Origin of the sequence: Metabacillus dongyingensis, from assembly GCF_019933155.2 — a bacterium.
Classification (GTDB): domain Bacteria; phylum Bacillota; class Bacilli; order Bacillales; family Bacillaceae; genus Bacillus_P; species Bacillus_P dongyingensis.
Genome location: NZ_CP082944.1, coordinates 2764214 through 2789015, shown reverse-complemented (window position 1 = coordinate 2789015; position 24802 = coordinate 2764214). Strand labels below are relative to the sequence as shown.

Below are 24802 nucleotides of genomic sequence, written 5' to 3'. Positions count from 1 at the left end.
CACAGAAAGGAAATCATCATGATCGGTATACTTCTTGCATTAATTCCTGCTGTTGCCTGGGGAAGCCTTGTGCTTGTCAGTGTAAAGCTTGGAGGAAGTGCTTACAGTCAGACACTCGGCATAACCATTGGAGCTTTTTTATTCTCTCTGGTCATGTACTTTTTTTCAAACCCTGATTTAACACCTCTCGTCTGGTCTATCGGGATAGTCTCAGGGATTTTCTGGACCATTGGGCAATTAAATCAGCTTGCAAGCGTCAAACACATCGGCGTCTCTAAAACAGTGCCTATTTCTACAGGCATGCAGCTGATGGGCACAACTTTATTCGGTGTTCTTCTATTTAAAGAATGGGATACCAAAATGACAGTTATTCTTGGAATCATCGCTATTCTTTTAATTATTGGCGGTGTTGTTTTTACTTCAATCGGGCAAAAAGACGATAAAGATGCAGGCAAAAGCCTCAAAAAAGGATTACTGATTTTATTTATTTCTTCAATAGGATACATAGGATATGTCATAATCATCAGATATTTTGAAATTGACGGCTGGGCGGCTATTTTGCCCCAGGCAATCGGGATGGTTGCAGCTTCAGCAGCTTTAACAACGAGACATAAACCTTTTAATAAATTTGCATTCCGCAATATTTTGACGGGGTTAATGTGGGCTGCAGGAAATTTAGGATTGCTTCTCTCTCTTCAGAAAATCGGAGTGGCGACAAGCTTCTCCCTTTCGCAGACAGGAATCATTATTTCAACACTCGGAGGAATTTTCCTGCTTGGCGAAAAGAAAACAAAAAAACAAATTATTTTTGTCATAATCGGCTGTGTATTGATTATCGCAGGCGGAGTCTTACTTGGTTTTACAAAACGTTAGGAGGAATTAAACATGTATCCAAGTTTAAAAGGGAAAGTTGTGGCTGTTACAGGGGCTTCTTCAGGTCTTGGAAAAGCCATTGCACAGCGCTTTGCAGAAGAAGGTGCAAAGGTAGTGGTTAATTATTTAACAGAGGATGACAAACCGGAACTGGTCATTGATGAAATAAAAACAAAAGGAGGAGAGGCTTCTAAAATACAGGGAGATGTTTCACAAGAAGACGATGTAAAAAGGATCGTTCAGTTTGCTGTTGAAACCTACGGAACGCTTGATGTGATGGTGAACAATGCAGGTATTCAAGCTGAAATCCCGACTGAAGAGCTTTCACTAGATAACTGGAATAAAGTCATACAGACCAATTTAACCGGTGCTTTTCTGGGCAGCAGGGAAGCGATTAAACATATGCTGGACCACAATATTAAAGGTTGTGTTATTAACATGTCATCTGTCCATCAGCAGATTCCCTGGCCCCACTTCGCCCATTATGCTGCAAGCAAAGGAGGAATCAAGCTGCTGACTGAAACGCTGGCACTCGAGTACGCTTCTTCCGGAATTCGCGTAAATAATATCGCACCTGGAGCCATTGATACTCCAATCAATGCAGAGAAGTTTGCAGATCCTGAAGCAAAAAAAGATGTCATTGATCTTATCCCTATGGGGTATGTCGGAAAGCCTGAAGAGATTGCTGCGTGCGTAGCGTGGCTTGCATCATCAGAGGCAAGCTATGTAACGGGAATCACCCTGTATGCAGATGGCGGAATGACGAAATATCCAAGCTTCCAGGCCGGTAAAGGCTAAAAGCGAAAACCCGCATCTCAATGGATCTGCGGGTTTTCTGTGCTTTTTTCATTTCAGGTATTTCATACTGGGTGCAGAATCTATTTTTGCCGGACTGAATCCAAAGCTAGTGCAGCATATTACCTTAAACAGCTTTGCCCTTAAGTCCACACGTTTAAATCATTTAAACAGGGCATCTTATATGGAAAGAAAAAGAATATCACCTGCAAAAAATCAGCGATTAACAGAAAACGGCTAGTCTTTTTTTGCATAAATCCTTCATTTCAGCAAAAGATAATGGAAATGAATGGAGGTATGAAATTATGCAAAAAAGAAAGCTGTTAACTGGAGCGGGCCTTGCCATTTCCTTTTTGATAAGTGCAGGATGCGGAATGGATAACAATGCCCGTGAAAACGATAATCTCATGAACAATGACCTGAAAAATGTCACGTATGATGAACAAACAAATGAGCAGAATCAAATGGATATAGCGGATGATGCCGCAAAAAAGGTGGCTGATTTAGAAGAAATAAAATATGCGAACGTCATCGTTACAAACAATAATGCATATGCAGCAGTGGTGCTGGAAGGAGATCCTAAAGGGAAGCTTTCAAATGAAGTGAAGGATAAAGTAGCAGATCAAGTCAGATCAACAGACCGGGATATTAACAACGTATATGTCTCTGAAAACCCGGACTTTTTTGATCGTATGAAAGATTATGGGGACAAAATCCGAAGCGGAGAGCCGGTTGCCGGTCTTGGAGATGAATTTAACGAAATGATTAAGCGTGTTTTCCCGCAAGCAAAATAGTCAGAAGAAAACAGACCGGAGGATTGAATCAGGTCTGTTTTTTTTGGTTTAAAAAGGTTTTTCCTCACTTTAATTAGGGCATATAATGAAAGCTATGATCTATTTTTAGGAGGAGTCTTTTTGTCAGGTTTTCGTGTTTTAAGGCTGAAAAACAAACGGCCGCTGCTTATATTGCTTATTATTATTATTTTAACGGGCACGGTTATTTACCAGAGCTATAAACCTCTTCCGGAGAATATCTCCTATGAAGGAGATATTCACAAAGTAGAAGATGTGAAATTCTTATATGATTTAACTTACAAAATAGAAGGACGGGTAGAAGCGGATCAAATGATCTTTGATGCCGTTTTTAAAGCCATTGATGAAGCAGAAGAATTTATCGTCATCGATTTGTTCTTATTTAACGGTTACTATGATCGGGGGGAGACATACCCTAAAATCAGCAAAGAACTCTCGGATAGACTGCTGAAAAAGAAAAAAGCAAATCCGGAAATGGATATTGTTTTCATCACAGATGATATTAATACATCATATGGATCACATGCCTCCAAAGAATTAGAAGCTTTTAAAGATGCCGGCATTGATGTTGTCATGTCTGACATGGACGCACTGCGTGACTCAAACCCGCTATATTCCAGTGTTTGGCGAACCTTTTTCCAATGGTTTGGCCAGGCTGGTCCAGGCTGGCTTTCAAATCCTTTTGGCGATACGGCACCAGATATCCATATCAGATCTTATTTAAAGCTTTTCAATGTCAAGGCTAATCACAGGAAAGCAGTAGCAACCGAAAAAACTGCGATCGTTTCATCAGCTAACCCTCACGATGCGAGCGGTTATCATTCCAATGTGGCTTTTCAGGTGAACGGAAATGTCATTGCGGATGTGCTCGAATCAGAACAGGCAGTCTCTGATTATTCCGGAGGACCCAATCTGCCGGTGTATGAGAAAAAGAACGCTGAAAAGGGCAATATTAAGGTACAGGTGTTAACAGAAGGAAAAATTTATAAACATCTGCTCGAATCGATAAGAAATACAGAGAAAGACGATGAAATCTGGATCGGTATGTTTTACTTGGCAGACCGAAAAGTCATTGATTCCCTGGTTGCCGCGTCCAATCGCGGAGCAGAAATCAAAATGATTCTTGATCCGAATCAAAATGCTTTCGGCCAGGAGAAAATCGGTCTCCCGAACCGGCCTGTCGCAGAAGAACTCTTAGAAGATACAAATCAAAAAATAGAGGTTAGATGGTACAATACAACAAAAGAGCAGTATCATCCTAAAATGCTCTTTATAAAAAGCAAAGAAGAATCGACCATTATCAGCGGATCTGCCAACTTTACGAAACGGAACCTGGATGACCTGAATCTTGAAAATGATCTTAAGATTGCAGCGCCAGCTGATGAACCAGTCATGAAGGAAGTAGAAGGTTATTTTATCAAATTATGGACAAATGACGGTGCTGATTATACTCTGGATTTCGAAAAGTACAGAGATGACATGCCATTTATTAAGCGTGGGATCTATGCTATTCAAAAATTTTTCAGATTTACAACCTTTTAACTCCGGCAAAAAAGCCGGAGTTTTTTATTTTTTTTGCAGAGGAATTTCTAAAGCTGAAAGCTAATTATATAGCAGAGGTGAAATCAGATGAAACTGACAGAATACAGAGATAGAAGTCGATTTATTGAAATAGCGGAACCTTTTCTATTGAAAAAAGAAGCAGAAAATAACCTTATGCTGGGACTTATAGGAGCTTTTAAACGGACGATTCCTGCTGCAGATGTATATACTGCTGCGGTGGTTGAAGACGGAGAGCCAGCAATAACGATGCTGATGACACCTCCCCATAATTTGATCCTGTCTTTTAATGAGGATGGAATGACTGAGACAATTCTCTTAGAAACAGTACGCGCATTAGTTAAGAAAGGTTTACATATACCAGGTGTGGTCGGAGAGCGGAAATGGACAGAGGCATTCGCGAAAATTTGGTCGATCGAAACAGAGGGCAGAGCTGAAATTGTAATGGAACAAAAGATTTATCGTCTTCATGAAGTGGCTCAACGAAAACGCGGTGAAGGCAAATTTATTTTGGCAGAACTAGCCCATCTACCCCTCCTGACAGAATGGATGGTGGATTTTATGAATTATACAAACGAGCCTCCGATTACAGCGCTGCAGGCGGCAGGAAGAATGAAGCAGTTTATTGCAGAGAAATCAGTCTTCCTTTGGATGGCAGAAGGTAAACCTGTATCAATGGCAAAGAAATCGAGGACCACGAAAAATGGAATTTGCGTTTCGCTCGTCTATACTCCAGATGAATTCAGGGGCAATGGGTACGCAAGCAGCTGCGTTGCTGAGCTTAGCGAGCACTTGTTAAAAGATTTTTCCTTTTGCACGCTCTATACTGACCTCTCTAATCCAACATCAAACAGCATTTATCAAAAAATAGGGTATCAGCCAATTCAAGATTCGATCATGATTAGTTTTTCTTCGTAAAACAGGCGCTTTCTTTAGGAAAGCGTTTTTTATTGCCTTTTTATGAGAAAGCCTCCCATGCAAATTTGGGATTCAATTATTGCTGCAGACGATTAACTTTCACATAATTAGAGAGTTCTGCGGTTTCATTCTTTAACAGAAGTGGAAATGAAAGGGCAAAGGCGGTGAGTAGATGAAAACACAAGTTTTGGTTATCGGCGGCGGAGTAGGCGGTTTAACGGCTGCTTTGAAGCTTGCTAAATGCGGTATAGATGTATGTGTTGTTGAGCAGACAAAAGGTTCGGCGCACATGTATAAGGGAGAATTGCTGCAGCCGAAAAGCCTTGAAATTTTTCATCAGCTTGGAATTAATAAGCCGATTTTGAAAGCCGGGCATCAAATAAACGAAATTGAAATGAATGAAATGAAACGGAAAAACGGCAAGTATGTAAAGCTTGGAACAGCCACAATGCGATACAGCATCATTGAGAGCGAATACAATTATGCCCTCATGATTCCCCATGAAAGGCTTAAAGAAGTCCTGCTTGAAAAAGCGAAGGAATTTCCCGCTTTTCATTATATACAGCCGGCAAAATTTAAAGAATTCAAAAATCAGGCAGCGGTCGTTAGTAGCAATAAAGAAGAGTTTATCATTGAGGCCGATTATTATATTGGGGCTGAGGGACGGAGATCAAACGTCAGAAATGCCATGAATGTAAAATTAAATGAACACGAATATGATCATCATTTCTTAACAGTTACGTTTGAAAGGCCAGTGTCTATGACAGAGGGGAAAATCATATCTACACCGCATGCATTTCTCGGACTTTTTCCTCTTCCGAACAATGAAGTAAGAACGGTTTATCTCATTCAGTCAGGAGAATATCAATCGTTAAAAGAACGCGGCATTGAACACTTTCATAAGAAGTATATTGATTTGTGTCCGGAACTTGACGGATACGTAACAAATCTTAAGGAATGGAAAAAAATTCAGCTGATGATTCCGGTTCATTTTCATGCTGAGACCTATGTAAAAGGTAACATGGCCATAATTGGGGATTCTGCACACAGTGTTCATCCAATGGCAGGAGAGGGAATGAACCTTGCCATACAGGATGGAGATGTACTCGGTGAACTGCTTTGCTGGATGTACAAACATGATGAACACAGTCCTGTCAATTTAAAATGGTACGAAAAGGTCCGCAAATCCAGAGTGGATTTCATTTTAAATTTAAGCCATTTATCAGCACTTGCTTACTCCAAGCCGTTTCGTTATTTCGGATCGCTTAGAAATAGAAGCCTCAAACAGATGACAGAGGATGAAAAGCTTCACACAAAACAAATGCTGAATATTTCAGGACTAGGCATTTGGAAAGAGTCATTTTACGATCGTCTCGTCCAAATTGGCATGCTGCCTCCGAGAACCCTGCAGAATATTGAACTGCTGCATACAAGGTATATGTTTACGTATGAAAATGATTATCCATGGGAAGTGAAAGGGAGGTTTGGATAATGATCATTGATGAATACGTCCGCTTATTTAAAGCAAGAAGCTGGATGAAGCGCAATATGCCTTTTTTATACAGCTGGCACGCATATGTAGGGTATGAACTGGACTTGTTTGAAATCTTTAAATCACCTAAAACCATCGATGAAGTGGCGGCTAAACATTCATTAGAACTGGAGCTGCTCGAACGATGGGTTGAAGTGGGAATATCAATCAAATATTTAAAAGAAGTGTCCAAAAATCGTTTTAAGACTTCAAAAAGCTTCATGCTTCCTGACAGCAAAAGGGATCCTAAATCGGTCGGAATCCTCCTGAAGGAAATGATGGAGCTTCACATCCCGGCTCTATTAACCTACCCTTCGATCATGAAAACAGATGAAAGGCAAACATTTGACCATGAGCAGCACGGAACAACAGTAGCCCAGACATCTACTTTGCTTGAGCAGCTGGCTTATCCTAAGCTGATTCAGCTCGTGAAAAAGAATAAAGTACAGTCGATTGTCGACGCAGGGTGCGGGCATGGAGGCTACCTTCAAAAACTGTCGCATGCACTGCCAGATATAAAACTGACCGGGATCGAAATCAATGAAGAAGTAGCAATTGAGGCGGACAGGAGATGCAGATTAATTCCTAACATTTCAATCACATGTATGGATGTTGAAGAGTGGAGAGCAGCTGCTTCAGTGGATTTAATCATGATGAATAATTTACTGCATTATATATCTCCAGAAAAAAGAGTCAATGTGATTCGGAATTTAAGCATTTGCCTTTCCGGATGCGGGGTGATATCCATCATTACCCCGATAAGGAAACCTAAGCACGGCAAACAGTTTTCAAGTGTATTCAATAGTTTCTTTACTGCATTTGATAATCTTTATGCTTTACCTACAAAACAGGAGCTTTCTTCGATAGCGGATCAATCCAATATGAAACTGAAAAGCTTAAAACCCATCATTCGTGAAGGAGGCTGGTATTTTTGTACTTTCGTTAAGAAGAAGTGAAGCCTTCTGGCAGAAGGCAGAAGGCTTTTTTCAGAAATAATGAAAAGCAGGCTAAAATTAAAGCTTATCAATCAAGCATTCCTCTGCAGCGAATTTGGACTGCCGGGACATTGCGAGGATAGCCGCGTTTAAAAATAGACCCCTTATATAAGCTGGTCTATTTTTTCTTTTATTTGTAAAAAGAAGCGCTTTGTTTCGGAGTTATTATAAAATTTTGCCTGTGCCTGCTTTTCGCTTCCTCCGCCTTTTCCATCGAAGTCAGCAAGATTGGTTTTAAATAAGGTGCCAGCATGAACAGTGCCTTTCTGTGAGAAAAGAACACAGTTTTCGCTGATTGATGCAAGAAGAGCATAATCTTTTCCGTTTTCTAATAAACGGGCTGCAATCAATTGCAGCTCTTTTATAGTTTTCCTTTCAAATAGCCCATGACCCAACAGACCATTTTGTTCAAGTTCCATTTTTTCTGCAGTAAATGCTGCATTTTCTGCTCTCAGCTGCTCTGCTTCTTTTTGAATCAGCTTTGTTTCCTGATCCATTGCCTTTAATCTTGCAGCAATTTCATTCGTAGACGTTTGAAAAAACTGTCCTGCAAATTGAACGGTTTCTTGCATGTTCTGATAGTCCGAAAGAGCACGGAAACCGCATTTAAAATGCAGACGGATCATCCCTTTCTGTTTTTCGGTCTTAATAAGCTTAAGCATTCCGATTTCACCCGTGCGCTCAACATGTGTCCCGCAGCAGGCAGACGTATCAATTCCTTCTATTTGAACAATCCTGATCTTTTCTTTAACATCAGGCAGTTTTCTCAGCGGCAAATCGCGCAATTTATTTTCTTCAGCGAAAAACGTATGTATTTTTCGATTTTCAAAGATATATTGATTGCTTTTTTTCTCTATGAGCTTTATTTGCTCAGATGATAATAGAGGCGTCCTTAAATCAATTGTTACGGTGTCAGCTCCTAAGTGGAAGCTTTCTGTTTGATAATCAAATAATTCAAGACAGACAGCAGATAAGAGGTGCTGACCTGAATGATGCTGCATATGATCGATTCTCCGTTTGCTGTTTACTTTACAAGTGACTTCTTTTTCAGATGGAAAGCGAGAGACAATATGATAGATTTCTTCTCCGTCTTCTACAAGGCCTTCAATTGAAATAGATTCTATCCAGCCATGATCAGCAGGCTGTCCGCCGCCTTCGGGGTAAAAGGCGGTTTCCTTTAACTTTAACAGCTTTAAGCCGTTGCGTTCTTCTGTTTCCGTAATTGTTGTTTTCCACTCAAATGTTTTAGGGGAGGAATAAAATAATTTCTCATTCATTTAAAGCATCCTTTCCAAATCTTCTCTTATTTATTGTATCAAACTCTGGCTTTTCTCATAAGAGGGACAGGTTCAGGGGAATTTTTGAAATATTCGGCCTATGTATGAATATTTGTATCTAGTTGTCTAGTTATGTGTTACCCTTAAACTATAATGCCATTTACCGCACATTCTCTCTTGACAGCTGTTTTTGGGTAGATGAAAAGATGAAAACGATTGGTTGGTGATTTCTATGAATCCTGTTAAAGAGTTGAGTCAATTGTTTATCGATGGCGAACACATTCTTTCATGGAACTACTTAAACAGTATGATTAAAGAAGATACCACCAGTACTCAAGTGTATGGATTTCTATCAGATACCATGGACAATGTTTTACAATTGTGGGAAATGAATCGTGCGACTGTGGCGGATGAATATGTAGCAGCGGCTGTCTGCAAATCTATGATCACAAGTTATTACTATTTAAAAGTGGAACAATTACATAATGAACCTAATATACTATTGCCTGCAACAATGAAACCGCGCGTACTGCTGCTTTCTATGAAAAATGAAGAACATACGATAGGAATGATGATGACTTCTTTCTTATTTAAAGAGTATGGCTGGGAAGCAAGCTGTATCGAGTCAAATGTTTCAATGGATAATATTTGTCAGTATGCTGAGAAATGGAAGCCGGATGTGGTTGCTTTCTCGACTAGTGTAATTTTTAACATCCCGACTGTTATTCAATATATGGATGAACTGCAAAAACTGAATTACTCACCGACGATTATGCTTGGGGGTAATCTGACAAGCGATTTTGATCTCGATTATTACTGCCCTCCCAACACCGTGGTGATACAAAACATTGATCAGCTAGGCAGCTGGATTGAAAAATCTAACTCAAGGAATGATCGCCATGGAAATGCAATTAATCGCAAGTAAATATGACAAAATACCATTTCCTTATTTTCTGGTCGATCGAAAGCTTAAGATCGTATCAGTTTCAAAATGCACGTTTAATATCTTTGATGAGGAAAGCCATTTCCTCGATATAGTAGGAATTGGAAGCAAGAAAAAAGCAGCTAAGTTCATTTTGGACACGCCGTCCATTACTAAAATTGAACTGAATTTAAAAACGAAATCAAATCCGATGACATTATTTGATGTCTATATTCAATATGAGGGCAAAAACTTTATTCATATCTTTTGCATTGATAAAGAAGAAAGTGTTGATCAAATTTACCAGGCCGTTAAAACGCTTGAAGATGATTTGCTTTATGCCAACCATAATTTGCTTGAAAAGCAGGAGCAGCTCGAGAAATTACTTCAGCAGATGAAGGAGATGGCCATAAAGCAGGACAGCCTGGCAACGGTTGGACAAATTGCCGCAAGCATTGCCCATGAAATCAGTAATCCGCTTACTAGCGTAAAGGGTTTTCTGCAGCTGCTGAAGCCTCATTTAATCGAAATCGGAAAAGGTCATTATGCTGATGTAGCTTTAGAAGAATTAAATCGTGCAAACGATATCATCTATGAGTTTTTAAATACCTCTAAAGAGAAGAATAAAGACAGACAGCCCATTTTACTCAGAAAACTGATAAATGACATTATTCTGATTTTTAAAAGTGAAGCTATACTATCAAATTGTGAGCTGACTTACACTGTTAATGACCCTGAACTTATGATTACGGTTGATGTTAAGCAAATGAAACAAGTGCTGCTGAATATTGTTAAAAATGCGATGGAAGCCATTCAAATCAGTCATAAAAAAGATAATGGAATGATTGCAATTACAACCAGAATAGAAGACGGCCATGTTGTTATTCAGATTACAGACAATGGAATAGGAATGGGAAAGGAGACGGTAGATTCTCTCTTTAAACCATTCTTCACAACAAAGGAACAAGGAACAGGCATAGGTCTTGCTGTTTGTTTTGAAATCGTTAAGTCGAATAATGGCAGGATTGAAGTTGCAAGCGCAGAAGGTCAAGGGTCTGCCTTCAGCATTTCATTGCCTATTCATAAATAGTGCTAAAGCCGGATTGAATCATTCAATCCGGTTTTTTTATATGACTAAATCAGTATTAATTATGGCATAAATACTCCTGAAAAAGAAGCTGAAAATGCTAAGTAACCTGAAAAACATCAAATGATTGAATCGAAGATCATGAATCAAATTGCTTAGATGCACGGATGGAAATATGATTTCAGAGACATATTTCTAATAAGTTTCGATTCCAATTGAAAAAAGAAAAATGACATAAATATTTTTTAATTAAAAGGCGTATACTAAATAAAAAAAGGAGTTATGCTCATGTACTTTGCGAAAAAGGGTGCTGAAGAACCCGTTACAATTATTGAAGACACAACAGTATACGCTTGTGAATCGGAAGCTTGTAATGGCTGGATGAGAAAAGATTTTTCAACGGAAGATCTGGCATGCCCGATGTGCGGAAGTCAAATGTCAGAAGAAGTGCGTGAGCTGCCGCAGATAAAAATGGACTACAATCCTTTCAGTAAATAGAACAAAGGCTGCCGATTTAACCGGCAGCCTTCAGACTTTTTCTGTAAGTGATCCATAAAGAAAGAATGAAGATAAGTTCAAACGCATTAGTAGCTGCGGAGCTTGGTATGGGTAGAGATACGGCACTGCCAATCAGCATAATGACGACGCCATTCAGTATAATCGGCCATTTCGTTTTTCTCCAAATACTAAAGCTTGCAGCCAGAAGATACACAATCAAAACCAAAACCATAATTGGCGGTCCTGAACTATGTGCTGATGAGTAACGAAGGACACCATATTCATAGACAGGAGTTAAATTCAGAGAAAGTGTTTCTGTCACAATTTCAATAATCATAAGCAGTAAGGTAAGAACAAGAGCAAAATGATGGGATAAGCGTGATTCAGCCCACTTCACACCGAATGAATACGCCATATGCCAGCCGAAAAGAGCAAGTGCAGGGGTGAAAAGGGCGTGCGTCCAAAAACGAATCATACTGACCGATTTTAACAGTCCTCCTTCTCCAATTAATGATCCTAATGCAATAATCGCATTATCAATGATTAAACCGAGAGTAACGAGAAGCAAAATAATTCCCGGGATTGATGTATTTCTCCTAATTAAAAAGAATCCAAAGCCAAATAATATGAAGTATGCGAGTGTAAAGATCAGATATAAAATTGTGTCCATGATTTGCACTTCCTGAAACAATCTTAATTCATGGAGTCGATTCTCAGCAAATAGGAACATCTATTGACAAATGCAGTAAAAACGTATAAAATAATCAAGCAGTATTGCATTTAAATTCACTATTTATAAAGAGTCATCACACAAATGGGTACTTTTTATAATTGGTGAATTTTTTTCTTCCAGTTAACGTTTATGATTTTTCTAAAACTGTTTCAAGCTATATTCATTAATCAGAACCTGAGAGGAGAGTCATGAATGTATAGAAAAAAACCAGAAGATATCGTAACAGAGGAAACGAAAGTATGGATTTGCACGTCTGAGGAATGCAAAGGATGGGTTCGCGATAACTTTAAAAGCAGTGAAAGCGAAACACCTGTATGTCCGCTCTGCAAAAGTGAAATGAAAGCAAGCACTAAAGTGCTTGAGGTTATAAATAATCATAAAAAGTATTAAAAAACTCTATTTTAGAGTTTTTTTTATTTATACAAAATTCGATTTCAGCAAGAGGTATAGCTAATTTATGTCCGCGCATGTAAAATTGGATTACAGTTATTTTTCAGGAGGGATATTATTTTGTTACAACAAGCGAAAGAGCATTTGCAGCACTATTTTGGTTATTCATCATTCCGTCCGGGACAGGAAGAAATTATCAGCAGCGTTTTGAATGGAAATCATTCAGCAGGCATTATGCCGACTGGAGGCGGAAAGTCCATCTGCTATCAAATACCCGCACTCTTATTTTCTGGCATTACCCTCGTCATTTCTCCCCTTATTTCACTCATGAAAGATCAGGTGGACTCTCTTGATCAAGCAGGAATCCCTGCTACCTTCCTCAATAGCACACTCTCTCAAACAGAAACAAGTGCCAGGCTATTAGATTTAGCAGCAGGAAAGTATCGAATTTTATATGTTGCGCCTGAAAGATTGGAATCATCTTTGTTTTTAGAGCAGCTGCAAAAAATGAATGTTTCAATGGTTGCTGTTGATGAAGCCCACTGTATCTCCCAATGGGGTCATGATTTCCGGCCGAGCTATTTAAGAATAAAAGATTTAAAAACGGAGCTTAAATCAAATCCCGTTTTTCTGGCATTGACAGCTACAGCGACTCCAATTGTTAAAGAAGATATATGCACCTCACTTGGAATCCAAGAGCAATACACAACTGTAACAGGATTTGAGAGGGGAAATTTGTCATTCAATATAAGCAAAGGTGAAAACAGATACGACTTTATTGAAAGATACATAGCTAATAACAGCACCGAGTCAGGAATAATATACGCTGCTACAAGAAAAGAAGCAGATCACATATATGAGCGGCTTATTAAAAAAGGAATTCAAGCAGGGAGATATCACGGGGGGATGAGTGATGTGCAGCGCGGTCTGCAGCAGGACCTGTTCTTGAAGGATGATATTCTTGTAATGGTAGCTACCAATGCATTCGGCATGGGAATTGATAAATCAAATGTCAGATATGTCATTCACTATCAGCTTCCTAAAAATATGGAAAGCTATTACCAGGAGGCGGGGAGAGCGGGAAGAGATGGTTTAGACAGTGAATGCTTTCTGTTGTATTCCCCGCAGGATATTCAAATACAGCGTTATTTAATCGAACAATCTACCTTCCAGAAAGAAAGACAGCAGGCCGAGCTTGTTAAACTGCATCAAATGCGCGATTATTGTCATACAGAAGGGTGTCTTCAAGCATTTATTCTGAATTATTTTGGTGACAGTGAAGCTGAACCGTGCGGCAAATGCAGCAATTGCAGAGACGAGCGCATGCATGAGGATGTAACAAAAGAAGCGCAGATGGTTCTCTCATGTATGATCAGAATGGGGCAAAGATTCGGTAAAACCATGATCAGTCAGGTGCTGACGGGTTCTTCAAACAAAAAAGTGATCGATTTTAAATTTAATGAGCTTTCAACTTATGGCATCTTAAAACACCAGACAGCAAAAGAAGTCAGCGAATTTATTGATTTTCTTACATCTGAGCAGTATATTTCAATAACTGGCGGTCAATTCCCCGTTCTTGTAGTCGAAGAGAAGGGACTAGAGGTTCTAAAGGGCCATTTAGAAGTGCACCGAAAGGAAAAAATGCGTATTGTTGAAGCTGCAGCGAATGACGGGCTGTTCATGCAGCTTAAAGAACTGAGAAAGCAGCTTGCAACAGAGGAAAATGTTCCGCCATTTGTTATTTTCTCAGATAAATCCTTAAAGGATATGAGTGCCAAAATGCCGAAGTCACTGGAAGAATTTCTTGCAGTTCAGGGGGTTGGAGAAGCTAAACAGCAAAAGTATGGTGAAATTTTTATTGGGAAAATAACAGCATATGTTAACGAGAACCCTAATATTGAGCAGCCGGCTCAAACGCTGGTTCCTGTTAAAAAAGAGCGAAAAGAATCATCTCATCTGGACTCCCTGCAATTGTACAAAGAAGGTCTGAATGTAAATGAAATTGCTGAAAAAAGAGATTTGTCGGTGATTACAATTGAAAATCATTTACTTCGCTGTGCCAAAGAGGGACTTGACATTGATTTTGATGCCTGGATCCCAGCCAAGTATGAAATGCAAATCGAAGAGGCGATCCGGACACACGGCTATGGCCTGCTGAAGCCGCTGAAAGAAAGCCTTCCTGATGAGGTGACCTATTTTATGATTAAAGCGGCCATTGTAAGAAGAGAGCTGGTTCATTAAGGGAAGAACGATTTAGAGAAATAAGAAGACCAGCTGGAATTCCAGCTGGTCTTTATTTAAAAGTCAAAACTATATTACGAACTCCTAAATCAGGAATCAGTCTGCCTGCACTGACCAGTCGGTTCTGCTTTTCACTGTCCAGCTCCACCTCCTAGCCCCTCGGCCAGAACAAATCCCCCCCAAAAGTCAAGCCCGGACGTTTCGGGTGAATTCTTATCTGTCTTTCGGGTCTGATCAGTCGGTTCCGCTTTTCACTGTCCAGCTCCACCTCCTAGCCCCTCGGCCAGAACAAATCCCCCCAAAAAGTCAAACCCGGACTTTTCGGGTGAATTCTTATCTGTCTTTCGGGTCTGATCAGTCGGTTCCGCTTTTCTAGTTATTCATAACTTTTCTCCAGCTCATCAACAAGCGTGCCGACATATGCGACGGCTGTTCTGATGGCTTCAGGATTTGTCATATCCACGCCTGCATCTTTCAATAGATCCACTGGTTTTTTGGTTCCTCCAGCTTTTAACACCTCGATCCAGCGGTCTACTGCAGGTTTTCCTTCTTCATCTATCAATTGCGAGACCAAGGTTGATGCTGTCAGTCCAGCTGAGTACGTGTAAGGGTAGAGACCCATATAATAATGAGGCTGTCTCATCCAGGTTAATGAGGCTCCCTCATCAAATGTTACCGTGTCACCCCAAAAAGAGGAGAGAACATTCCCTTTAAGATCACAGAGCATTTTAGCTGTAATCGGCTGGCCTGTTTCGGCTGCTTCATAGACCCGGCGCTGGAATTCTCCTTCGAGTAAATGTGTAACAAAGTTATGATAATACGTTCCGAGGAGCTGAAGAATGACCCAGCGTCTCATTCGTTTATCCTCGGTCTTCTTAAGTAAATGCCTGCCAAGCAGCATTTCGTTTAATGTTGAAGGGGCCTCAACGAAATATGTTGAAGGTCTTGTATTCATAATGCGCTGATTTTTGTTTGCCAAATAGAAATGTCCTGCATGGCCAAGTTCATGTGCAAGTACAAATGCACCCCTCATCGTATCTTGCCACGTGATTAAAATATATGGATGCACACCGTAAGGGCTTGAACAGAATGCACCTGTTGATTTCCCTACATTATCCGCCAGATCAACCCATCGGTCTTCTAACGCTTTTTTCATAATTTCCGTATATTCAGGGCCCATTACTTCAAGTGCTTCCAGGATCACACTGCAAGCATCATTATAGGTCGTTTTAGGATTAAACTCTGTATCAAGCGGTGCCTTTAAATCACAAAAATGCAATTCTTCAAGCTGCAGGACTCTTTTTTTCAAGGCTGCAAACCTTCGCATATGGGGCGCTAGTTCCTTTTGAATAATAGAAAGCTGATTATGATACATCTCCTTTGTCACATGCTGGGGCTTAAGCAGCATGTCTGTTACTGAATTATACTTTCTCAATCGTGAAACCGTAATCTGTTTTTTCACCTCAGTAGCATAAGTGGCTGCAAAAGTGTTTTTATATTTTTTCAGTGTCATAACGAAAGAATCATATGCTTTTCTTCTTACAAATGTATTCGGCGTAAATTCATAGCGGTCTTCATAAAGTGCAAATGAATTCGGCAGCACATTCCCATTTTCGTCTTCAATTGTACCAAAATCCATATCAGCAGATTTACTTGTTTGATAGACTCGGTAAGGTGAACCGTGGACTTCTCCCAATGCTGCCAATACTTCTTCTGTTTCTTCTGACAGCTGATGAACTTTCGACTGGAGCAATTCATTTAATTTTATGCTGAATGCTGCTAATCCGCTTTGTTCCTTTATGTATGCATCAATGGTTCCGTCAGGAAGAGACAATAGTTCAGATTCTATAAAAGATAAATCTGCATTTGCTTTTGAATGAACGGCAGCAAACCTAGAGTAATTTCCTTGATGCTCGGGATTTGTTCCGTCTGCAGATTGCTGCAGGCTGATGTATGTTCCGGCTCTCACTATTTTTTTTGATAAATTTTCTTCGGCTTGAAGGCATTCCAATAGAGAGTTTGCACCGTCACCGAGCTTCCCTCTATATTTTCTGATTTGTGCGGCGTCCCGTTCAATGGTCGTTAATTCTGACTCCCAATCCTGATGTGTTTCAAACAAATCTTCTAAATTCCATGTCAGTTCTGCAGGCACTTCACTGCGATATAAACGTTTTTCAATCGTTTTTTCCAATGGACATTCCCTCCAAAACGAATATTGGTCTTTCGTGTTCCTAAGTAATTATACATCTTCTAAGAAAATATGAACAGATTATTCCAAATTATTAAAAATATTAAAAAAGATGTTAAATTAATAGGTTTCATTTTAGCAGGAAGGTGGGTATGTATGGAGTATGACATTAACTAAACAGGAGGATTAATACAATGACAATCTATAATTCGAACCAAAACAATACACTGGGATCAGAACCAGCACCAGCAGAAATTTCGAAGACTGAAATTAGTATTGCAAAAAAAGACAAAGATAAAAATAACAGCAAGCTTGTAAAGGGAATTTTAGCAGGTGCAGTTATAGGCGGACTAGTCACCCTATTTGACCGTAAAACCCGAAATCAAGTGAAAGACTCAGCTGTTAATTTGAAGGATTCATCTGTTGATGTTTTTACACAGGTAAAAGAAAATCCAGGTGAAGTCAAAAATCAAATGGTATCACAATTTAAAAGTGCAGCAGATTCATTAAAAGATGCAATCAATGAGGCAAAAAAACTCTATGACCGTTTAAATGAAGATGTTATGGATAACGTGAATGACGTCGTTCAAATTTCAAATGATACACTTTCTACAGCTAAAGACGCACAAAAAGATCTGGCATCAATCGGCTCAAAGGTAAAAGAAGCTGGCAGTGAGTTAACTGGAGGATCTGAAACAAATCGTTCTGCTTCTGAAAAAGCACCAAAAACACCAACAACTCATACTTCCATTCCAGGAAGCAATGTTGGAAAATTTTAATAGCATTAAGAGCGGACAAATGTCTGCTCTTTTTTTGTTTTTTAAAATCAGCAATTTTCTATTGAAAGAGTTACTTTATTAAACAGAAAAATCGGAACTTTATGATAAAATAAGAGATATTTCATTGAAAGCAGGGATTAGCATGTATTTACCATCATTTCACTTGAAAAACAAACTTGCCGTTATAACAGGAGCAGGACGGGGAATTGGAAGAGCATTAGCCATTGGATATGCAGAAGCTGGAGCAGATGTTGTACTGCTTTCCAGAACAGAAGCAGATCTTCTTGAAGTTGCAGGCGAAATTAAAGCAATGGGGCAAAAAGCTTTTCCGATTGTCACCGACGTGACGGATAAAGACAGTATAAATCAGGCATTTGAGCAAATAAAAAAGATCAATCCAGCCATAGATATTTTAATCAATAATGCCGGAATGAATATTCGGTCTAAAGCATTTGATGTAACAGAGGAAGAATGGGAAACGATTATGAATACAAATTTGAAATCTGCTTTTTTTATGTCACAGAAAGCGGGAGAGCTGATGAAACAACAGGGAAATGGCGGCAGAATCATTAATATTTCTTCCGTTGCAGGACATACTGCCTTGCGTACAGGTGTCGTCTATGCCCAGACAAAAGCGGCGATGATTCAAATGACTAAAGTATTGGCTTTTGAATGGGGGCAGCATAATATTGCCGTTAACTCTGTTGGTCCATGGTATTTTGAAACACCTCTAACCGAAAAAATATTGAGCGACGAAAAATATGTATCTGACATTTTAGCTGTCACCCCGTTAAAAAGAATTGGCCAGCTGCCTGAACTTGTCGGACCAGCTGTATTTTTGGGATCTGATGCTGCAAGTTACATTACAGGCCAAACGTTATTTGTTGATGGCGGCATGACCATACAAGGTTTTTAGAAAGGAGTTATAAACTTTGGATACATATGCAGTTATTTTCACATCACAGCGATCGGATAAGGATGCTGCCGGTTATGAAAAAATGGCTGAAGCCATGGAAGAATATGCCAAAAAACAGCCTGGTTTTCTTCACATGGAGAGTGTGAGAGGGCCCGATGGATTCGGAATCACCATTTCCTATTGGCATTCTCTTGATGCCATAAAAGAATGGAAGCAGCACACCCAGCATCAGAGTGCACAGAAAGCTGGAAAAGAAAAATGGTACTCAGATTATAAAGTGGAAATTTGTAAAATCGAGAAAGAATACTCCATGCAAAAAGAGTAATTATTAAAATCCTGATAAGCAGAAAATGCCGAAAAACGCATGAATACATAGGATGATGACTTTATTTTAGAACCTTTGTCGACTTGCAGGAATCCTCTTATGTCCGCCTCGAATGATATAGCAACAAAAAATTAGAAAAGGCGGGGTTTTAAGTGGGGAAAACATTAAATATTTCAAAGGTTGCTTCATTGCTTGGGGAATCTTCTTATATTTTAAAAATGTGGGAACTGGAATTCTCAGCATTTCTGGAAATCGAGAGGGATCATAAAAATGCACGTGTGTATTCACCGGAAAATATTGAGGTGCTCCGTAAAATTAAGCACTTAAAAGACAGTCAGCTTGACCACGAAACAATTATCCAAATGCTGAACATGAACGGGAAATCTGAGGCTGCTGCAGCAAAGGCTGATACTGATATGGAACTTTCAGCAAAGAAAAATATAAAAGTTGCGCTTGAGGAAATCTTTAACTTAATCGAAGAAAAAGGGAAACAGGATATGTCTATTTTGGAGCTGAAAATGGATCAGCTGGAGCTGACGCTGATTGATGAAATGAAGAGAACGGTCAAGCAGGAGCTTGATGCGCATTCCAAAACTCAGCTGAGTGCAGCAAAAGGACAATTCTCGGCGCTTCATAATAAGCTCAATGAACAATCTAAAGTTCAGCTGAGTACTGCAAAGGGACAATTTTCAGCCCTTCATAATAAGCTTAATGAACAATCTAAAGTTCAGCTGAGTGCTGCAAAAGGACAATTCTCCGCGCTTCATGATAAGCTTGATGTGATCCATGAAACGTCAAGCAATGAAAGGAATATGTATCAAGAAGAAATCAGATACGAACGGGAGCTTGCCAAAAAGCATATTGAAATTCGCGAGCAAAAGTTTCTTGCGTTTGTTCAGCAGCATCAAAAATCGAGAGATGAACGCAAATACGGTCTTTCTATGCTGAAGCAGTTCATGGGATTTGCTAAATAACTTGCCGGAGGCCATTTAATGAATTCAAAATTAATCAACCATTTTCTATCACACCGAGCTGTAACACTGGAATTAATATCAAAAATGCAGCATGATAACCCTGAATTTAAACCTGCAGAAACATCCATGACGACAGAAAAACTGATTACGCACATGCTGACTTCGATGTACAAATTTACAGCTGTAGTGAAAGCAGGAAATGCACAGCCGCTCATGCAGGAAGCTGAAATAACGGAAACGAACCTGCTGAAACTTGCGGAACTCTATACGGAACAAACGGTGCAGATCCTTGAATCGTTAACAGAGGAAGAGTTAAATCAAGTCATTGATTTAACAGATGTATTCGGATTCAAAATTCCAGGGACCGCTCTAATTAAAATGGGAATTGAGCATGAAGTAAATCATAAAGGAAATCTATTTGTTTATGCTCGCTTGCTTGGACATACAGAACTGCCGATGTATATTAAGAAAAATTAAAGAAAAGCATTCGATGTCCCTGAACATCGAATGCTTTTTAATTAAATAAATAAAGGTAAATCAGACCTATTAACGTGACCCTGTCAAATTAGCATTTATTTAATGTACTCATTATTTCAACTAACTCTTTTTTGGATTTAGGATAATTTTTGTGTGAAAGAATTTTTGTTTCAGCAAGGTTTTCAAAAATCTCCATTACCCAAGGCTTTTCTAAATGACTTTGTTGGATTGCTTCTGCATTTTGAAATACTTCTGCAGGAGAACCATGCGCAATAATCTTTCCGTTATTTAAGATAATGACTTCATCGGCCCATTCATAAGCAAGATCAACATTATGAGTAGATAGTAATATCGTACGGTTTTTATTGTTCCAATTTTGCAATAACTCCATAATTTTCATAGAATAATAGGGATCAAGTCCTGCAGTTGGCTCGTCCAATATCATTAACTCTGGATTCATTGCAATAATTCCTGCAAATGCAACCCGTTTCTTCTGACCAATACTTAAAAAATGAGGTGGTTTATCTTTTAAAGTTTCCGTTTCAGTTAAAACCATTGCCTCGTTAACTGTTTTTTCTAGCTCTTCAGGATTTAGCCCTAAATTCTTAGGGCCAAATTTAATATCTTCATAAACACTTGATGAAAAAAGCTGTGTCTCAGGATTTTGAAAAACGATTCCTGCCTGTTTACGAATTTGCCGGATCTCTTTGCGTGTATATGTTATTTTTTTATCTTTAAATTTAATGGAACCGGCCGTTGGTTTTAAAATTCCATTAAGAAGCAAGAATAATGTTGATTTTCCAGCTCCATTATTGCCTATTAAGGCAATCTTTTTCCCATGTTCAATGGAAAATGAAATATCTTTTAAGGCAATAGTTCCATCTGGATATTTATATGTAACATTTTCAAATGAAAGAATTGGTGATCTCACTGGTGTAGCCCCTTTTACATTTTCATTCAATAATCTGTGTTATAAAGGTTATTGCCAAAAGTGCTGCAATGGAAACAGTAATTCCTGCGCAGTGAAATCGATTATACGTCACATTCAATTCCACTTCATACAAACCCTCATCTCCGCCGCGGCTGTCTATTGCTATTTGCAATTCTCTGGCAGAACGTATCGATTTAATAAAGAGACTAACGATAAGTTGTGCGATAGAAGTGATCCAAACTCTATAACTTTGATAACCAAGCCTGCTGGATTGGGAAAGATAGATTTCATGCATCTTATCCAACAGTACAAAGATAAAACGATAAGTCAATCCCACTAATTCTATAAAAAGAGTCGGCAGGTTTACTTTTTTTAATACCCATATCAACTGGGGAAGAGTTGTTGTCAAAATCAGGAAGTACAAACAGCTCACACTTGCTAAGGCAGTTGCAGCGAGATGATAGGCCTGATTGATGCTATATGGGCTAACATATAGTTGCCATGATCCCATTTGAATACTCCATATTGCATTTATTCTTTCACCATTCGCAGGAGCAATTGAAACTAAAATGGCAATTATGCTGGAAAACAGAAAAAAAGAAGGAAACAGAAGAAGCTTTATATAATGATAAAAAGGTATTTTCGCACCAAAAACAATACCTACACTCATCAAAATAAATGTTAGACAAGCAATACATATATTCTTTGTAATGATCGTAAATAGTAAATAAGCAAAAGCAAACCCAACTTTCTCAACTGGATGAACATCTTTTAATGCACTAGTATAAGCATAATCATCGATTTTCAACATTAGGATCCCTTGTTTCTGCCATTTATTTAGAGGAATATTTTTTCCTGGCCCGGCCAAATCCGATTACATAACCAATGACAATCGCACCAGCAGCAGCCTGTAAAGAAAATAGTAAACTTTCAATTTCACCGCTTGGCGGCTCCCAAATTGTACTGAACCAAGGCTCATAAGCAGGTGCAATTTCCTCAATTAATTCTTCTGCTTGACCGTCAGCCCCGCTAAATTCAGCATCTTTTTGGAGATATAAAGGAATAATTGCCAACACAATAACGAATAAAAACAAAATGAAATTTTTCATTTACCTAACCTCCTTAACAGCAGGCAGTTGATTTAATTCGGGCATATTATATTTTTGTAGCAAATTCATAACAATAACCGTTAATAATCCTTCACTAATTGCTAACGGAATTTGAGTAAAGGCAAAGATGGCTGCAAATTTTGAAAAAGATGCTGTAAATCCGCCCACTTCAGCTGGAAATGCTAGAGCTAATTGGACTGAAGTAACTAAGTATGTACCTAAATCTCCCAGCATAGCTGCCAGAAAAACAGCAACCGCAAACGATATCTTCCCTTTAATGCTGATCTTAAAGATTGCATATGCTAACAACGGACCTGCGACTGCCATCGAAAAAGCATTTGCACCTAAGGTTGTCAAACCGCCGTGCGCTAATAACAATGACTGAAATAATAGCACGATCGTACCCAATACACTCATTGCTGCAGGTCCAAACAATATGGCTCCTAAACCTGCTCCAGTTGGGTGAGAGCAACTGCCTGTTACTGAGGGAATCTTTAAGGCAGATAATACAAACGCAAAAGCAGCAGACAGGCCAAGCATTGTTTTCAATTCAGGGTTTTCTTTAAGCTTCTTACGTATAGAACGCAAGCCGGCAAGTATGAAGGGAAGTGTTGCAGCCCACCAAAAAACCGCCCAGCCAAAAGGCAAAAAACCTTCCATGATATGCATAGCATAAGCATCTTCGTACGAATTCAGCCAAAAATAACTTGTTAATCCCAGCACCATGATTAGTGACACCTGCCATGATTTTTTATTCATCTTCAATCTCCCTTAAAATTAGTAGCGTTCAAATAAAAAAAGCATTTAAACCCACTAGAGTTTAAATGCTTACAAGACAATTGTCAGCCCGTCACACAGACACAGCAATATCCTTTCGCACACACCTCCCTATTTCCCGTAGGTCACATTATGTTCTTTATACAGGCAGGTCTCCTGACTCATCTTCATTGTTTCCTGCGTCTTCCCGCTTTTTATAAAAAGCAGTGACAATATGCAGGTCACTCAGACTTACAGTGGCGGGAACCGTGTCGGACTTACACCGAGCTTCCCTTTTAAGCTATACATTCTCAATGTACAGCACCTGTTAAGATTGATTAATTTGTCTATACCTTACTATAAGGTTTAGCAGTTGTCTATTTATTTTTCTATGATTTAGCATGATCAAAAGAGGTATTTATGTCCTTTTTTATCCAACTATATGCATAAATAGGTTTCATATTTTTATAATAAATGTTTTTTCATACACGAGAAGGATCTTAATATATCTAATTCTGTCTCGATCATTAATTTTAGGAGTGTCCACCTCAACTCACAGAATAATAATGTAGAGGCGCTGAGTTTCATAAATTTAGTATTAAAGTTTCTTTTGCTTCAAGGGAATGGTGAAACGAATAGCAGGGGAAATGGCTTATTTTAATGTGATTTAGCGCTTCCGTTTTATCCGCCAAAATAATTGGACGGATTTTTTTGTTGTCCGATTTTTTAAAAAGTAGTTTGCTAATTTCTGAATTCTTGTTTAATATGAATATCGAAATAGACAAATTTATGAAATAATAACATTAAGAATAATAATTAAATAATTAAAAGATAGGTTCAAAAATCTTACCAAGATTTTGATTAAAAGGGAAGTACGGTGAAAAGCCGTCGCGGTACCCGCCACTGTAATGGGGAGCTTATTGCAAATGTCACTGATAATATTCGGGAAGACGCAATAAAGCAATGAACCTTAGTCAGGAGACCTGCCTATCTTTTACGCATACCCACGGGCTTATGGGTAGATGTGTAGTAGAAAATGCTATGTTCTTTTGCTATGTATTTTTTGTGCACCTCTATCTATTAGGGGTGCATTTTTATTTTTCAAAAAATAATGGACTGGAAGTGCTAAAATGACAACTTGGAATTTGAGGGAAACGAAACATCATGTATTAATTTGCAATGGCAGCAGCTGTATGAGGAAAGGAGGCGAGGAGGTTACGCAGGCGATTAGGGAGGAAGTCACAAATATGAATCTTGATACCTTGATACATACGACACGAACCCGCTGTAACGGAAGATGCAAGGATGCTTGTGTTGTAATTGTGTATCCTGAAGGAACATGGTACAAGGCGATTACTCCGGAAATTGGAAGTAAAATCGTACAGAAACATTTGGCTGGAAAAGAAATTTTAGAAGAAGCCGTTATTTACAAATATGATCAACAAGGTTTTGCTGCTCCGGAAAACACAGAGTGTGTAGCCGGAATATCCAAACCAATAAAATAAAGCCGTTAATTTGTCATCCTTTGAGATTCCTGAATAGCAGCATGAATTTGATGGGGAATTAGCATAGATAGAGTATCAGGTATACCTTGGGAACTTATGCTGGATAAAAAATTCTCAAACAACTTTACATAAACGGGTACTCGTTGTTGGTTCACTTATTATATTTAAAATTTTTCGTCAACACGAAGAACAAATCAATTGAAAAAAGGT

Annotated in this window: 25 protein-coding genes and 2 riboswitches; of the genes, 18 read left to right on the top strand and 7 right to left on the bottom strand. The window is 38.9% G+C overall.

Annotated elements, in window-relative coordinates:
* The first annotated feature begins 21 nt into the window (after positions 1-21).
* From K8L98_RS13825 to K8L98_RS13795, 7 genes are all read left to right on the top strand, one after another.
* Positions 22-873 carry a GRP family sugar transporter gene (locus tag K8L98_RS13825; protein ID WP_223443429.1) on the top strand — a complete coding sequence of 284 codons (852 nt, stop codon included), beginning with the start codon at positions 22-24 and terminating at the stop codon, positions 871-873.
* A 12-nt stretch (positions 874-885) separates the two neighbouring features.
* Entirely contained in the window at positions 886-1671 is a 786-nt protein-coding gene (locus K8L98_RS13820; RefSeq protein ID WP_223435512.1) for a glucose-1-dehydrogenase, read from the top strand.
* 302 nt (positions 1672-1973) lie between these two features.
* Positions 1974-2462 (top strand): YhcN/YlaJ family sporulation lipoprotein, encoded by a 489-nt coding sequence (locus K8L98_RS13815; protein ID WP_223435511.1) that lies wholly within the window; start codon positions 1974-1976, stop codon positions 2460-2462.
* Positions 2463-2582: 120 nt separating this feature from the next.
* Entirely contained in the window at positions 2583-4022 is a 1440-nt protein-coding gene (locus K8L98_RS13810; RefSeq protein WP_223435510.1) for a phospholipase D family protein, read from the top strand.
* An 87-nt stretch (positions 4023-4109) separates the two neighbouring features.
* A complete protein-coding gene (locus K8L98_RS13805; RefSeq protein WP_223435509.1) occupies positions 4110-4958 on the top strand; it encodes a GNAT family N-acetyltransferase in 849 nt (282 codons plus the stop codon).
* Between the two features lie 172 nt (positions 4959-5130).
* Complete coding sequence (locus K8L98_RS13800; protein ID WP_223435507.1) at positions 5131-6450, top strand: FAD-dependent oxidoreductase; 1320 nt, start codon at positions 5131-5133, stop codon at positions 6448-6450.
* On the top strand, positions 6450-7445 hold the full coding sequence (locus K8L98_RS13795) for a class I SAM-dependent methyltransferase (RefSeq protein ID WP_223435505.1): 996 nt from the start codon (positions 6450-6452) through the stop codon (positions 7443-7445). Before K8L98_RS13800 ends, K8L98_RS13795 begins: the two co-directional genes overlap by 1 nt.
* 143 nt (positions 7446-7588) lie before the next feature.
* On the opposite strand, the gene K8L98_RS13790 is transcribed toward K8L98_RS13795, so the two are convergent.
* Positions 7589-8761 (bottom strand): alanyl-tRNA editing protein, encoded by a 1173-nt coding sequence (locus K8L98_RS13790; RefSeq protein ID WP_223435504.1) that lies wholly within the window; start codon positions 8759-8761, stop codon positions 7589-7591.
* 259 nt (positions 8762-9020) lie between these two features.
* On the opposite strand from K8L98_RS13790, the gene K8L98_RS13785 reads away from it, so the two are divergent.
* The 3 genes from K8L98_RS13785 (at position 9021) to K8L98_RS13775 (ending at position 11268) form a co-directional block, all read left to right on the top strand.
* Positions 9021-9686, top strand: coding sequence for a cobalamin B12-binding domain-containing protein (locus K8L98_RS13785; RefSeq protein WP_223435502.1), 666 nt, complete (start codon positions 9021-9023; stop codon positions 9684-9686).
* Positions 9661-10773, top strand: a complete 1113-nt coding sequence (locus K8L98_RS13780; RefSeq protein ID WP_223435499.1) for an ATP-binding protein — start codon at positions 9661-9663, stop codon at positions 10771-10773. The genes K8L98_RS13785 and K8L98_RS13780 overlap by 26 nt, the downstream gene beginning before the upstream one ends.
* 285 nt (positions 10774-11058) lie before the next feature.
* Positions 11059-11268: a cold-inducible protein YdjO-related protein gene (locus K8L98_RS13775; protein WP_223435497.1), complete on the top strand. Its 210-nt coding sequence runs from the start codon at positions 11059-11061 to the stop codon at positions 11266-11268.
* A gap of 16 nt (positions 11269-11284) precedes the next feature.
* Here K8L98_RS13775 and K8L98_RS13770 read toward each other — a convergent pair whose 3' ends face one another.
* The gene (locus tag K8L98_RS13770; RefSeq protein ID WP_223435495.1) at positions 11285-11938 is read right to left on the bottom strand and encodes a hypothetical protein; all 654 of its coding nucleotides are present in this window, start codon (positions 11936-11938) and stop codon (positions 11285-11287) included.
* Positions 11939-12193: 255 nt separating this feature from the next.
* Between K8L98_RS13770 and K8L98_RS13765 the strand changes: the two genes are divergently transcribed.
* Together K8L98_RS13765 and recQ are read left to right on the top strand one after the other, a co-directional pair.
* Positions 12194-12391 (top strand): cold-inducible protein YdjO-related protein, encoded by a 198-nt coding sequence (locus K8L98_RS13765; protein ID WP_223435494.1) that lies wholly within the window; start codon positions 12194-12196, stop codon positions 12389-12391.
* A gap of 117 nt (positions 12392-12508) precedes the next feature.
* On the top strand, positions 12509-14632 hold the full coding sequence (gene recQ, locus K8L98_RS13760) for a DNA helicase RecQ (protein WP_223443425.1): 2124 nt from the start codon (positions 12509-12511) through the stop codon (positions 14630-14632).
* Between the two features lie 376 nt (positions 14633-15008).
* Here recQ and pepF read toward each other — a convergent pair whose 3' ends face one another.
* Positions 15009-16823, bottom strand: coding sequence for an oligoendopeptidase F (pepF, locus tag K8L98_RS13755; RefSeq protein ID WP_223435493.1), 1815 nt, complete (start codon positions 16821-16823; stop codon positions 15009-15011).
* Positions 16824-17014: 191 nt separating this feature from the next.
* On the opposite strand from pepF, the gene K8L98_RS13750 reads away from it, so the two are divergent.
* The 5 genes from K8L98_RS13750 (at position 17015) to K8L98_RS13730 (ending at position 20291) form a co-directional block, all read left to right on the top strand.
* Positions 17015-17599, top strand: coding sequence for a YtxH domain-containing protein (locus tag K8L98_RS13750; RefSeq protein ID WP_223435488.1), 585 nt, complete (start codon positions 17015-17017; stop codon positions 17597-17599).
* 142 nt (positions 17600-17741) lie between these two features.
* A complete protein-coding gene (locus tag K8L98_RS13745) occupies positions 17742-18515 on the top strand; it encodes an SDR family NAD(P)-dependent oxidoreductase (RefSeq protein WP_223435486.1) in 774 nt (257 codons plus the stop codon).
* A 16-nt stretch (positions 18516-18531) separates the two neighbouring features.
* On the top strand, positions 18532-18840 hold the full coding sequence (locus K8L98_RS13740) for an antibiotic biosynthesis monooxygenase family protein (RefSeq protein WP_223435485.1): 309 nt from the start codon (positions 18532-18534) through the stop codon (positions 18838-18840).
* A gap of 152 nt (positions 18841-18992) precedes the next feature.
* Entirely contained in the window at positions 18993-19814 is an 822-nt protein-coding gene (locus tag K8L98_RS13735; protein WP_223435483.1) for a helix-turn-helix domain-containing protein, read from the top strand.
* Positions 19815-19832: 18 nt separating this feature from the next.
* Positions 19833-20291 carry a DinB family protein gene (locus tag K8L98_RS13730; RefSeq protein WP_223435481.1) on the top strand — a complete coding sequence of 153 codons (459 nt, stop codon included), beginning with the start codon at positions 19833-19835 and terminating at the stop codon, positions 20289-20291.
* Between the two features lie 88 nt (positions 20292-20379).
* Here K8L98_RS13730 and K8L98_RS13725 read toward each other — a convergent pair whose 3' ends face one another.
* The 4 genes from K8L98_RS13725 to K8L98_RS13710 are packed head-to-tail and all read right to left on the bottom strand — an operon-like array spanning position 20380 to position 23090.
* Positions 20380-21252 carry an energy-coupling factor ABC transporter ATP-binding protein gene (locus tag K8L98_RS13725; RefSeq protein WP_243550969.1) on the bottom strand — a complete coding sequence of 291 codons (873 nt, stop codon included), beginning with the start codon at positions 21250-21252 and terminating at the stop codon, positions 20380-20382.
* Complete coding sequence (cbiQ, locus tag K8L98_RS13720; protein WP_223435474.1) at positions 21245-22030, bottom strand: cobalt ECF transporter T component CbiQ; 786 nt, start codon at positions 22028-22030, stop codon at positions 21245-21247. Before cbiQ ends, K8L98_RS13725 begins: the two co-directional genes overlap by 8 nt.
* 25 nt (positions 22031-22055) lie before the next feature.
* Positions 22056-22331 carry an energy-coupling factor ABC transporter substrate-binding protein gene (locus tag K8L98_RS13715; protein ID WP_223435472.1) on the bottom strand — a complete coding sequence of 92 codons (276 nt, stop codon included), beginning with the start codon at positions 22329-22331 and terminating at the stop codon, positions 22056-22058.
* Positions 22332-23090 (bottom strand): energy-coupling factor ABC transporter permease, encoded by a 759-nt coding sequence (locus K8L98_RS13710; RefSeq protein ID WP_223435471.1) that lies wholly within the window; start codon positions 23088-23090, stop codon positions 22332-22334.
* A gap of 147 nt (positions 23091-23237) precedes the next feature.
* Positions 23238-23429: riboswitch (cobalamin riboswitch) on the bottom strand.
* A 474-nt stretch (positions 23430-23903) separates the two neighbouring features.
* A riboswitch (cobalamin riboswitch) is annotated at positions 23904-24092 on the top strand.
* A 125-nt stretch (positions 24093-24217) separates the two neighbouring features.
* On the opposite strand from K8L98_RS13710, the gene K8L98_RS13705 reads away from it, so the two are divergent.
* Positions 24218-24592, top strand: a complete 375-nt coding sequence (locus K8L98_RS13705; protein WP_223435469.1) for a (2Fe-2S) ferredoxin domain-containing protein — start codon at positions 24218-24220, stop codon at positions 24590-24592.
* Positions 24593-24802: the final 210 nt, after the last annotated feature.

Excerpts from the sequence above, each read along its gene's own strand:
- K8L98_RS13775 (WP_223435497.1), top strand. The coding sequence starts at position 11,059 with ATGTACTTTGCGAAAAAGGGTGCTGAAGAACCCGTTACAATTATTGAA.
- K8L98_RS13745 (WP_223435486.1), top strand. The coding sequence starts at position 17,742 with ATGTATTTACCATCATTTCACTTGAAAAACAAACTTGCCGTTATAACA.
- K8L98_RS13750 (WP_223435488.1), top strand. The coding sequence starts at position 17,015 with ATGACAATCTATAATTCGAACCAAAACAATACACTGGGATCAGAACCA.
- K8L98_RS13710 (WP_223435471.1), bottom strand. The coding sequence starts at position 23,090 with ATGAATAAAAAATCATGGCAGGTGTCACTAATCATGGTGCTGGGATTA.
- K8L98_RS13815 (WP_223435511.1), top strand. The coding sequence starts at position 1,974 with ATGCAAAAAAGAAAGCTGTTAACTGGAGCGGGCCTTGCCATTTCCTTT.
- K8L98_RS13820 (WP_223435512.1), top strand. The coding sequence starts at position 886 with ATGTATCCAAGTTTAAAAGGGAAAGTTGTGGCTGTTACAGGGGCTTCT.
- K8L98_RS13715 (WP_223435472.1), bottom strand. The coding sequence starts at position 22,331 with ATGAAAAATTTCATTTTGTTTTTATTCGTTATTGTGTTGGCAATTATT.
- K8L98_RS13780 (WP_223435499.1), top strand. The coding sequence starts at position 9,661 with ATGGAAATGCAATTAATCGCAAGTAAATATGACAAAATACCATTTCCT.
- K8L98_RS13705 (WP_223435469.1), top strand. The coding sequence starts at position 24,218 with ATGACAACTTGGAATTTGAGGGAAACGAAACATCATGTATTAATTTGC.
- K8L98_RS13800 (WP_223435507.1), top strand. The coding sequence starts at position 5,131 with ATGAAAACACAAGTTTTGGTTATCGGCGGCGGAGTAGGCGGTTTAACG.
- K8L98_RS13770 (WP_223435495.1), bottom strand. The coding sequence starts at position 11,938 with ATGGACACAATTTTATATCTGATCTTTACACTCGCATACTTCATATTA.
- K8L98_RS13765 (WP_223435494.1), top strand. The coding sequence starts at position 12,194 with ATGTATAGAAAAAAACCAGAAGATATCGTAACAGAGGAAACGAAAGTA.
- K8L98_RS13805 (WP_223435509.1), top strand. The coding sequence starts at position 4,110 with ATGAAACTGACAGAATACAGAGATAGAAGTCGATTTATTGAAATAGCG.
- K8L98_RS13795 (WP_223435505.1), top strand. The coding sequence starts at position 6,450 with ATGATCATTGATGAATACGTCCGCTTATTTAAAGCAAGAAGCTGGATG.
- K8L98_RS13730 (WP_223435481.1), top strand. The coding sequence starts at position 19,833 with ATGAATTCAAAATTAATCAACCATTTTCTATCACACCGAGCTGTAACA.
- K8L98_RS13790 (WP_223435504.1), bottom strand. The coding sequence starts at position 8,761 with ATGAATGAGAAATTATTTTATTCCTCCCCTAAAACATTTGAGTGGAAA.